A 9333-nucleotide genomic window follows, 5' to 3' on the forward strand; every position below is an offset into this window, starting at 1 on the left:
CACCTGCGCCTCGAACTGCTCCACAACCGAACCCGGCACCTCACCGGCACCCGTGTCGTTCCACCCCTCCAACACCCGCTCACGCTCACCGGACGCCAGCACATCCAACTCACCCACCCGACGCCTCGGCTGCGCCACCGCCTGATCCAGCAGCCGTTCGAGCCTGTCGACCAGTCCCTGGACCGTCTCCATGTCGAAGAGGTCGAGACTGAACTCCAGGTCGCCGCGGAGGCCGGCCGGCGCGCCGTCCTCATCGCGCTCCTCGGCGAAACCGAAGGAGAGGTCGAAGCGCGCGGTGCCGAGTCCGACCCGCTCGGGGGCGATGCTCAGCCCGGGGAGTTCGACCGAGTAGCCGGCGACGTTCTGTACGTTGAGTGCCACCTGGAACAGCGGGTGCCTGGAGAGCGACCGCGCCGGGTTGACCACCTCGACGAGCCGCTCGAACGGCACGTCCTGGTGGGCGTAGGCGGCCAGTCCCGCGTCCCGCACCCGGCCGACGAGCTCGCGGAAGGTGGGGTCGCCCGAGGTGTCGGTGCGCAGCACGAGCATGTTCACGAAGAAGCCGACGAGCTCGTCGACCGCGTCGTCGGTGCGGCCCGCGATGATGCTGCCGACCGGCACGTCCGTGCCCGCGCCCAACTTGCTGAGCAGCGCCGCGAGTCCGGCCTGGAGCACCATGTAGAGGCTGGCCTGGTTCTCCCGGGCCACGGCGATGATCTTGCCGTGGAGCTCGGGGCTGAACCGGAAGTAGTACATGTCGCCGCGGTAGCTGGACTCGGCGGGGCGGGGCCGGTCCGTGGGCAGGCTCAGCTCCTCGGGGAGGTCGGCGAGGTGCTCCTTCCAGTAGGCGAGCTGCTGGGAGATGGGGCTCTGCGGGTCCTCCTCGGAGCCCAGCACCTGCTGCTGCCACAGGGCGTAGTCCGCGTACTGCACCGGCAGCGGCGCCCAGTCCGGCGCCCCGCCGGCCCGCCGCGCCGCGTAGGCGGAGGTGAAGTCGTGGGCGAGGGGGGCCATCGACCAGCCGTCGCCCGCGATGTGGTGCAGCGAGAGCAGCAGGACGTGCTCCTGCGGCCCGATCGCGAACAGATAGACGTGCAGCGGCGGTTCGACGGTGAGGTCCATGCCGCGCTGGACGGCTTCGGACAGCACGTCCTGGAGCTGGTCCTCCGTGGTGTCGATGATGTCGACGACGGGCCGGGCGGCGACCGGGTCGAGCACGACCTGGTGGGGGACGCCGTCGGTCTCGGGGAAGACGGTGCGCAGGCTCTCGTGGCGGGTCACCAGGTCGGCGAGAGCCGCCTGCAGCGCCGCACGGTCCAGGTCACCGGTGAGCCGCATGGCCAGCGGCATGTTGTACGTGGCGCTCTGGCCGTCGAAGCGGTTGATGAACCAGAGCCTGCGCTGGGAGAAGGAGAGCGGGATCAGCTCGGGCCGCTCCATGGGTTCCAGGGCGGGACGGGCGGTCCGCGTCTCGCTCTTCGCCTCGCTCATGCGCGCGGCGAGCCCCGCGACGGTCGGCTCCTCGAAGACGGCGCGGATCTGCAGCTCGGTGCCGAAGACCGAACGTACCCGGCTGACCAGGCGGGTGGCGAGCAGCGAGTGGCCGCCCAGGTCGAAGAAGTTGTCGTCGATGCCGACGCCGGGGACGCCGAGGACCTCGACGAACAGGCTGCACAGGATCTCTTCCTGGGGCGTGCGCGCGGTGCGGCCCGCGGACTCCAGGACGAAATCGGGTGCGGGCAGGGCCTTGCGGTCGAGCTTGCCGTTGGGGGTCAGCGGCAGTACGTCCAGTTCGACGAAGGCGGCGGGCACCATGTACTCGGGGAGTGCGGCGGCGACCTGGTCGCGCAGCTCGCCGGTGTCGGCCGACTGCCCTGCCTGCGGGGTCACGTAGGCGACGAGCCGCTTGTCGCCGGGGCGGTCCTCGCGGACGATGACGGCGGCCTGGGCGACGGCGGCGTGCGCGGCGATGACCGCCTCGATCTCACCGAGTTCGATGCGGAAGCCGCGTACCTTCACCTGGTCGTCGGCGCGGCCGATGAACTCGACGGAGCCTTCGGCGGTGTGGCGCACGAGGTCGCCCGCGCGGTACATGCGGCTGCCCGTGGGGCCGTACGGGTCGGCGACGAACCGCTCGGCGGTCAGGCCGGGACGGCCCAGATAGCCGCGCGCGAGCCCTTCGCCCGCGATGTAGAGCTCTCCCACGACCCCGGCGGGAACGGGGCGCAGCCCGCCGTCGAGGATGTAGACGCGCATGTTGTCCAGCGGGGTCCCGATGGGGATCTGCGCGGGCAGTTCGTGCACGGACTCGATGCGGTGGCGGGTGGCGAAGGTGGTGGTCTCGGTCGGTCCGTAGCCGTCCACGACGACCGTTCCCGGGCAGGTCTCCATGACGCGGCGCACGGCCTCGGCGGGGACGACGTCGCCTCCGGTCCAGACCTCCTGGACGTCGGCGAAGCAGCCCGGGGACTCCTCGGCGGTGAGCCTGAAGAGACCCGCGGTCATCCACAGACCGGTGACCCCGTGCTCCTTGACGACCCGCTCCAGGGTCGCGATGTCGAGGTCGCCGGGCGGTGCCACGATGGTCCTGCCGCCGTTGAGGAGCGGCACCCACAGTTCGTAGGTGGAGGCGTCGAAGGCCTGCGGTGAGTGCACGAGCACCCGCTCGTGCGCCCCGCCGCGGAAGGAGCGGTCGTAGGCGAGGGCCAGCACATCGCGATGGGTGACGGCGGTGCCCTTGGGGATGCCCGAAGAACCGGACGTGTACATGATGTAGGCGAGCTGCTCGGGGTGCGCCGTGACGTCGGGGGCGGTGTCCGGCAGGCCCCGGGTGACATCGTCCTCGCCGACGACGAGGGCCTGTGCCCCGTGGGTCAGCTCCTTGCCCTTGAGGGACGTGTCGGTGAGCAGTACCGCAGCGCCGGTCTCCTCGAGCACCCGCTCCAGGCGCGAGCGGGGCGCCCGTGCGTCCAGGGGCACATAGGCGCCGCCCGCCTTGAGCACGGCGAGGGTGGAGACGACCAGGTCGGCGGAGCGCTCCTGGAGCACGGCGACGGGGGACTCGGCGGCGACGCCGAGCCCGATGAGCCGGTGTGCGAGACGGTTGGCGCGCGCGTCCAGCTGTGCGTACGTCAGCTCGCCCTCCCCCGAGACGAGGGCGACGGCGTCGGGGGTCGCCGCGGCCTGCTCGGCGAAGCGCCGCTCGATGCCGCCGGCGAGCCTCGGCTCGTCGGCGCGGGTGTCGTTCCACTCCTCGACGAGCCGGTGACGCTCGGCGCCGTCCAGCAGGTCGAGCCGGGCGACCGGCAGCTCGGGCTGGGCCACGAGGGTGCTCAGCGCCTGCACCAGCCGGTCCAGCATGGTCTGCACCTGGTCCCGGCCGAACAGGTCGGGGCGGTACGTCAGGCGCAGGTGGAGCTGCTTGCCGGGGATGGCGAAGAAGGTGAGGGGGTAGTGGCTGGCATCGGTGCCGTCGGTCGCGACGACCCGCAGGTCGGTGCCGGGGATCACGGCGGCGCCCTCGGCCACGGGGTAGTTCTCGAAGACCGTGAGGGTGTCGAAGAGCTCACCCTGCCCCGCGAGGTTCTGCACGTCGGAGAGGCCGAGGTGGTGGTGCGGCAGCAGCCGGGTCTGCTCCTGCTGCAGCCGGGTCACCAGACCGATCAGCGACTCCGCGGGCCGCAGCCCGACGCGGACGGGCAGCGTGTTGAGGAAGAGGCCCACCATGTTCTCGACGCCGCGGATCTCCGGCGGTCGGCCCGAGACCGTCGCGCCGAAGGTGACGTCGGTGCTTCCGGTGAGCCTGCTGAGCAGCACCGCCCAGGCACCCTGCACCAGGGTGTTGAGGGTCAGCCCATGGCCGCGGGCGAGCCGCGAGAGCGCCGATGTGGCGTCCTCGGAGAGGTCGGCGTGGACCCGGTCGGGGGTGCCGGTGGCCGGGCCGGGGTCGGCGGGACCGAGCAGCGTCGGGCCCTCCAGTCCGTCCATCGCCTCGCGCCAGGCCGCCTCGGCCGCCGGCTTGTCGCGCTTGGCGAGCCAGGCGAGGTAGTTGCGGTACGGGGTGACGGGAGGCAGCACGGACAGGTCGCCGCCCGATGCGTACAGCGTGAAGAGCTCACGCATCAGCAGCGGGATGGACCAGCCGTCCAGCAGGATGTGGTGGTTCGTCAGGATCAGGCGGTGCAGATCGGGGGCGAGCCGCAGCACCACGAAGCGCAGCAGCGGAGGCCGGGAGAGGTCGAAGCGGTGGTTGCGCTCCGCGTCGGCGATGCGCACCGCCTCGGCCTGCGCCGCGCTCTCGTCCAGCTCCGTGAGGTCGGTCTCCCGCCACGGCAGGCGCACGGTCGAGGGGACGATCTGAAGCGGCTTGACGAGCTTCTCGTGCCGGAACCCGACGCGCAGGTTGGCGTGTCTGCGCAGCACGGCGTCGGCCGCCGTGCGCAGGGTCGCCGTGTCCAGGGTGCCGCGCAGGTCGATGGAGAGCTGCGTGGTGTAGAGGTCGGGCCCCTGCGCGTCGTAGAGGGCGTGGAAGAGCAGGCCCTCCTGCAGCGGCGTCAGCGGCAGTACTGCCTCGATGTCGGACTTGCTCATGCGTCTGCCCCCAGGTCGTCGTCGAGGAAGTCGAGGTCCGTGCCGGAGAGACCGGACAGGGAGAGATCGACGGAGTCCTCGGATACGCGTTCTTCCGCTTCGGTGTGCGCCGGATCCGCCACGTCGATGTGGCGCGCCACCGCGGCCAGTTCCTCGACGGTCTTGGCGGCGAAGACGTCCTGCGCCGTGATGTCGAGCCCGGCTTCCCGGGCCCTGCTGACCAGTTGGATCGAGATGATGCTGTCGCCGCCCAGCTCGAAGAAGTTCCCGTCGGCGCCGACCTGCGCCAGTCCGAGCACTTCGGCGAAGACCCCGCAGAGCACCTTCTCCTCGCGTGTGCGGGGCGGCCTTCCCACCGCCTCCGCCCCGAAGTCGGGTGCGGGCAGTGCCTTGCGGTCGAGCTTTCCGTTGGGTGTGACGGGCAGGGCGTCCAGGGTGATGAGCGCCGCGGGCACCATGTACTCGGGGAGGCGCTCGCTCAGATAGGTGCGGAGCGAGCGGACGAGTCCGCTCACCGCGCGGGACACCGCGGGCGCGTTCGTGTACGAGGTGAGCGGGGCGCCTGTCGCGGTGGCCGGCACGTAGGGCTCCGCGAGCGGCTGTGCCGCCTCGGGATCGGTGAACACGACGTCCAGGTCTTCGACCGACCCGGCGTTCCAGGTGATGTCCACGTGGAGGCCGAGCTCGGCGCCCAGCGCGTGGAACTCCTCCGGGTCCAGGTCGTCGGGGAGCGCCCGTCCGCCGTTGTAGACGGCGAGCACCGCGTCGATCGACTCGCCCGCCTCCAGGGCCCCGGCCGCGGCGATCTCCCGCGCCAGCCGGCCGTTGGGCACCCCGCTGACGCGCAGTCGCGCGGGCCTGAGCCCGGCGAGGCGGTCGGCGAGCGCGGCCGGGTCGGCCACGTCCGTGCCCCAGTGCACCACCGGGACGTCGGCCGCGGACTGCCGCGCCGCCGTCTGCGGGTCCGCCGCGCCCTTGCGGAGCACCACGTCGTAGCGGTGCCGGCTCAGCTCGTTGTGGTGGACGGCCCGCTTGAGGTGGATGCCGGCGGCCGCCAGCTCGTCGATGACTCCGTGCAGGGCGGGGAAGAGCTCCGGGTCGACCAGGAGTTCCTTCTCCAGCAGGACGCTCTGCTCGATGCTCCCGCGCAGTGTCGCCGTGTTCTGCGGCACTTCCTGGGCGCCGGTCCTGACGGCGGTCTGGAAGAGCTTCTGCGACGAGAGGTTGCGCAGGTCGCCGAGGAAGACGGCGCCGCCGGGCACGATCAGCGCCATCGCCTGGCGGATCACGTCCACCAGGTAGTCGGCGCCGGGGAAGTACTGGGCGACGGAGTTGACCACGACCAGGTCGAAGAAGTCCGCGGGCAGCCCCTCCGTCTCGTGGGCGGCGCTGGTGCGCAGCTCGACCCTGTCGCGCACGTCCTCGGCGCGGGCGACCTGGGCGCTCAGCTCCGCGATGGCCTCCGCCGAGAAGTCGGTGCCCCAGTAGGCCTCCACGTGCGGGGCGACCTTGGCGAGGATCAGGCCGCTGCCGACGCCGAGTTCCAGTACGCGCCGGGGCTTCAGGGACAGGATCCGCTCGACGGTGGCGTCACGCCACTCGCGCATCTCCTCCAGCGGGATGGGTCCGCCGTCGTAACTGCTGTTCCAGCCGTCGAAGTTCTCGCCGAAGGCCGCGGGGCCCGATTCGCCGTACTCCGCCTCGAAGATGGCCTGCCAGTCGCCGACCTGGGTCTCCTCGTGGGACTCGTCGCGGCCGTCCGCGCCGCTCGGCACGACGTAGCCCACGAGCTGCCGCTCGCCCGGCCGGTCCTCGCGGGCCAGCACGGCGGCCTGCGCCACCTCGGGGTGGCCGGCGAGCAGGGACTCGATCTCACCCAGCTCGATCCGGAAGCCGCGTACCTTGACCTGCTCGTCGGCGCGGCCCGCGAAGTCCAGCTGCCCGTCCGGCAGCCAGCGCGCCAGGTCGCCCGTGCGGTACATCCGGGATCCCGGCGGCCCGAACGGGTCGGCGGAGAACCGGCTCGCGGTCAGGTCGGGACGGCCCAGATAGCCGCGGGCCAGGTGCACACCGGCCACGTAGAGCTCGCCGACCACACCGGGGGCGACCGGACGCAGACCGCTGTCCAGCACGTACACCCGGGTGTTGGACATCGGGCGGCCGATCGGCGGGGTCCGCTCACCGGTGAGCGCCTCGCTCATCGTGGCGCAGACCGTCGCCTCGCTCGGACCGTACGAGTTGATCATGCGGCGGCCCTGTGCCCACGTGGCGACCAGCTCGCGCGAGCTGGCCTCGCCCGCCACCCCCAGGTGGGTGATGGAGGGCAGGCTGTCGGGCTGCATGGCCGAGAGGGCCACCGGCGGCAGCGTCACATGGGTGACACCGCGCTCGGCGATCAGCTCGGCCAGCGGTGCGCCGGGGCGCAGCCGCTCGGAGGGCGCCATCACCAGGGTGGCTCCGGACAGCAGGCCCATGCATATCTCCCAGAACGCCCCGTCGAAGCTGGACGAGAAGAACTGCAGGACCTTGGAGTCCGCCCCCACGTCGAACGTCTCGATCTGCGCCGCCGAGAGGTTGGCGACGCCCGTGTGGGAGACCAGCACGCCCTTGGGCCTGCCGGTCGAGCCGGATGTGTAGATGACGTAGGCGGCGCTCTGCGGTGCGGGCGGGCCGGCGACGACGGTCCCTTCCGGCACGACCGCGGCCGACGCGTCGTCCAGGAGCAGCCTGGGCACACCTTCGGTCTCGGGGAGCCTGGCCGCCGTCGCGGTGTCGGTGATCAGCAGGGCGGGGGCGGCGTCCTGGAGCATGTACGTGATGCGCCCGGCCGGGTAGCCCGGGTCCACGGCCAGGTAGGCGGCGCCCGCCTTGAAGATGGCGAGTACCGCGGTCACCAGCTCGGTGGAGCGGGGCAGCGACAGCGCCACGACGCACTCGGGACCCACCCCGTGGGCGACCAGACGGCGCGCCAGCTCGTCGGCGCGCGCGTCCAGCTGGGCGTAGCTCAGGACGGTGCCCTCGCACTCCAGGGCGGGTGCGTCGGGGGTCTTCGCCACCTGGGCGGCGAACAGCTGCGGCACGGTGGCGGGGGCCACGTCGGTCGCGGTGTCGTTCCACTCCTCGAGCACCTGCTGCCGTTCGGCGTGCTCCAGGATGTCGATGCGGTCGATGGGCCGGCCGGGGTCGGCGATGACCGACGCCAGTACGCGCTCCAGGCGCCGTGCCATGCCCTCGATCGTGTCGCGGTCGAAGAGGTCGGAGCTGTACTCGATGAACCCGTACAGACCGTCGGACTCGCCGTCGTCGCCGTACCGCTCGCGGAAGCTGAACAGCAGGTCGAGGCGGGCGACCTTCATCTCCACCTGGTGGCGCGCGGCCTTGAGGCCGGGCAGGTCCCACTCGTCCAGGTCGTTGTTCTCCATGCCCATGGCGATCTGGAACAGCGGGTTGCGGTTGGTCGCCCGGTCCGGGTTGAGGACCTCGACGAGGCGCTCGAAGGGCATGTCCTGGTGGGCGTAGGCGGCCAGGTCCGTGGAGCGCACCCGGGCCAGCAGCTCCCGGAAGTCGGGGTTGCCCGAGGTGTCGGTGCGCAGCACCAGGGTGTTGACGAAGAAGCCGACCAGATCGGTGAGCGCTTCGTCGGTGCGGCCCGCGATGGCGGTGCCGATCGGGATGTCCTCGCCCGCGCCGAGCCTGCTGAGCAGGGTGGCGAGGCCGGCCTGGAGCACCATGAAGAGGCTGGCGCCGTTCTCCCGGGCGAGCGCGGTGAGACCGCGGTGCACGTCCGGGTCCATCCTGAAGATGATCGACCCACCTTCGAAGGTGGACGCCTCGGGCCGCTGCCGGTCCGCGGGGATGTCCAACTGGTCGGGTAGGTCAGCCAGTTGCTGGCTCCAGTAGGCGAGTTGGCGGGAAATCGCGCTGTCCGCGTCGTTCTCGTCGCCGAGCGTCTCGTGCTGCCAGAGCGAGTAGTCCGCGTACTGGACCGGCAGCGCCGGCCACTGCGGGGCCCCGCCGCGGCAGCGCGCCGTGTAGGCGGTGCACACGTCGTCGGCGAGCGGGCCCATCGACCAGCCGTCGCCCGCGATGTGGTGGAGCAGCAGCAACAGGACGTGCTCGTCGGCGGAGACGGAGAACAGGTGGGCGCGCAGCGGCGGCAGGTGCTCCAGGTCGAAGCCCTGGTGCGACTGTGCGGCGAGCGCGGCGGCGAGTCCCTCTTCGGTGACCTCGGAGACGATCAGCTCGGGGGTCGCGTCCGCGACGTCCTTGACGAGCTGCCTCGGCACACCGCCGATCTCGGGGAAGACCGTGCGCAGCGTCTCGTGCCTGGCCACCAGGTCGCCGAGGGCGGCCTGCAGGGCCGCCCGGTCGAGCGTGCCGGAGAGCCGGACCGCGATGGGCATGTTGTACGTGGAGCTCTGGTTGTCGTAGCGGTTGATGAACCAGAGCCGGCGCTGGGCGTACGACAGCGGGATCGCGTCCGGCCGCGCCACCTTGCGCAGTGTGCTGCGGGAGCTGCGGGCGACGAGCACCTGGCGGGCGAGGTCGGCCGGGGTCGGCTCCTCGAAGAGGCTGCGGATCGGCACCTCGACCTCGAAGACGGACCGCACCCGGCTGACCAGCTTGGTGGCGAGCAGCGAGTGACCGCCGAGGTCGAAGAAGTTCGCGTCGGCCGCGACACTCTCCAGCCCCAGCACCTCGGCGAACAACCCACACAGAATCTCTTCCTGCGGACTGCGCGGA

2 protein-coding genes are annotated in these 9333 nt (G+C 71.8%); both read right to left on the minus strand.

Annotation, left to right across the window (positions count from 1 at the left end):
* The coding region (locus tag CR470_RS32355; protein ID WP_143663919.1) for a non-ribosomal peptide synthetase at nt 1–4590 on the minus strand (4590 nt) is incomplete at its 3' end.
* Nucleotides 4587–9333: non-ribosomal peptide synthetase (locus CR470_RS32360; protein WP_143663920.1), on the minus strand; the 4747-nt coding region annotated here is incomplete at its 5' end. The genes CR470_RS32355 and CR470_RS32360, both read right to left, overlap by 4 nt.

This window comes from Streptomyces sp. rh34 (assembly GCF_002551245.1).
In the GTDB taxonomy this organism is placed as follows: Bacteria; Actinomycetota; Actinomycetes; order Streptomycetales; family Streptomycetaceae; genus Streptomyces.